Raw genomic sequence first — 1,656 nt, 5'->3', positions numbered from 1 at the left:
CGCCAATACTTCGCCTCCCGCTTCATGGGCGGGAACAATCCCCTGCGCATCGGCACCATCGCCGTCGGCAGCATTTACTACATTCAGGACGATGGCTGGTGGCGCGACCGTTTCCGCGGCGGACCGGTCTGCCGAAACCCCTGGATCGTCGAGGCCTTCCTCAACGGGGTCTGCGCCGCAGCCCGGCGCAACCCCGACACCGGCCACTGGGATGATCTCTACATTGCCGGTCGCTCCGATCTCGCCATCGTCCGCTCGCTTCGCACCGGCAAACGGAAGATCGTCACCGTCCGCGTTCTCCAGCTTACCGACGACGAAGGGCATCATCGGATATGGCCCACCTATCCCGACCATCCCGCCGCACATCTGGCCGAACGCTTCCTCAATCGCGGTCATCGCCCCCAGCCGGTTCGGAGAGCAGCATGAGCGGCGCACCAAAATTCTTCATAATCCACGGTATGCCAAATCCCACCGGCTGCCGATCCCCGTCTCACCCTTTCCCCTGAAAGGATCTCGCCATGCTCACCGCATATTGCGACCGATCGGGCACGATCGGCTTCTGCCGAGCCACCTGCCCGGACGGCACCCTGCCCATCGCCAGCCACGCCCATGACGCCCTGCTCCGAGGCGCCATTGCAGCCGTCGCCCGCCATGCCTACGAAAACAACACCCTTCTTGTGCCTGGCCTGCCGGAAGCAAGCGACAGCGAAGCCGCCCTCGATGCGCTGATTGCCTTCTCGGCACGGGTGCGCGAACGCCTTGCGGCCGATCTGGACCAGATCCCGGGTCAATCCACCCACGCGGTCGTTCCCCGCGACGGAGACGTCGCGCACCGGCGCGGGTTCCGCGCCCATGAGAACCCGTTCAAGCCGGGGACGGATCTCCACGCCAACTGGGATGACGACTGGCGTTTCCGGGATCGATCGGTCAACGGCGGGTCCGCGGATGACACAGTAGCCAGGACCGCAGCGGTGCGCCGAGAGATTTCCTCATAAAACCCGCCAGCCAGGTGTTTCAACGCCGCAGCCTTGTGGGAGCGATTGATGGTGCCCCGCGAAAACCATGCTGCCGCCGGGATCAGCTGGTTTAGGAATGACATCGAAAAACTGGAACTGCGCGCCTGCGGCGCTTCGGAGTCACCTGCCCCTCGCCAGCAACGCCCTCGTGTTCATGCGGTCTGAACCGGGACCGGTCAGCCGATCAAGGCCGCTCGCAAGCTCGCGCCGCCCAAGAGCGGTTCGGGCGCGATAGGGCGCGCCCTCTGCCCTGACCGGCCGTCCGGCCCGGTTCTCCTGGACCGCACACGAGGGACGTCGCCGGCAACGGCCAGCGGCCTCCCGCGTGATGACATGAAAATGGAGATTCAAATGGCTGGATCGATGAATCGCGTTACCCTGATTGGCAATTTGGGGAATGACCCGGAAATCCGCGTGACGCAGGCGGGCGGGAAAGTCGCCTCGATGTCGCTGGCGACGAGCGAAAGCTGGACCGACAAGCGCAGCGGCGAGCGGCAGGAGCGCACCGAATGGCACCGGATCGTGGTGTGGACCGAAGGCCTGATCGGGGTGATCGAGAAATACTGCGCGAAGGGCGACAAGGTGATGGTCGAGGGCGCGCTGCGGACCCGGAAATGGGTCGATCAGGAGGGCAACGAGC

At 64.9% G+C, this 1,656-nt stretch carries 3 protein-coding genes; all 3 read left to right on the top strand.

What is annotated here, in order from left to right; genetic code table 11:
• A partial coding sequence (locus ACP5E6_RS19045; protein ID WP_427957064.1) for a hypothetical protein occupies positions 1–426 on the top strand: 426 nt, incomplete at its 5' end.
• A gap of 92 nt (positions 427–518) precedes the next feature.
• Positions 519–995, top strand: coding sequence for a hypothetical protein (locus ACP5E6_RS19040; RefSeq protein ID WP_427957062.1), 477 nt, complete (start codon positions 519–521; stop codon positions 993–995).
• Between the two features lie 372 nt (positions 996–1,367).
• Positions 1,368–1,656 (top strand): single-stranded DNA-binding protein (ssb, locus tag ACP5E6_RS19035; protein WP_427957061.1); only part of this gene is annotated, 289 nt, incomplete at its 3' end.

Source organism: Acidiphilium sp. (assembly GCF_049977125.1).
Classification (GTDB): domain Bacteria; phylum Pseudomonadota; class Alphaproteobacteria; order Acetobacterales; family Acetobacteraceae; genus Acidiphilium.
The sequence above is the reverse complement of the archived record's forward strand: the minus strand, read 5'-3'. Positions and strand labels throughout refer to the sequence as shown.

Excerpts from the sequence above, each read along its gene's own strand:
- ACP5E6_RS19040 (WP_427957062.1), top strand. The coding sequence starts at position 519 with ATGCTCACCGCATATTGCGACCGATCGGGCACGATCGGCTTCTGCCGA.